Annotated in this window: 1 rRNA gene; it reads left to right on the forward strand. The window is 38.1% G+C overall.

The annotated features are described in order from the left end of the window. Positions 1–389: 389 nt before the first annotated feature. Positions 390–494: ribosomal RNA gene (locus H4J61_RS00110) — 23S ribosomal RNA — on the forward strand; the annotation flags it as partial.

A 494-nucleotide genomic window follows, 5' to 3' on the forward strand; every position in this document is an offset into this window, starting at 1 on the left:
AACTTAAACTATCAAAAGTTGATAAGTTAAGTTTGGTTTTTTAAACCAAGTCCTCACCGAATGCGTGTGAAAGACTAATTCTTTAACAATCTGGAAAGCTGATATAAATACCGGTATTTATATGACAAACACGGTGTCGCGCTGTTGTTTGTAAATTATAAATACCAAGCTGTTATTAATAGGAATATCGCCTGTTAATGATGGTGATTACGGATTCTCCTCGAAGACGTAATCAACCCGGTAATAAGTTTACTTTTACGAGTTAAATTTGTTACCACTCTTATTCAAGACACACTTTGTGTGCGTGAAAATGTCAGACTTTACAATTGCTGTGGATTAGTCTCCACGGTGTACTAGCTAGCTTCTTCGGAAACTACTTGGGGTTGTATGGTTAAGTGACTAAGCGTATGTGGTGGATGCCTTGGCAGTTAGAGGCGATGAAGGACGTGTTAATCTGCGAAAAGCTTTGGTGAGGTGATAAAAACCGTTATAGC

The organism is Colwellia sp. MB3u-4 (assembly GCF_014077065.1).
In the GTDB taxonomy this organism is placed as follows: domain Bacteria; phylum Pseudomonadota; class Gammaproteobacteria; order Enterobacterales; family Alteromonadaceae; genus Cognaticolwellia.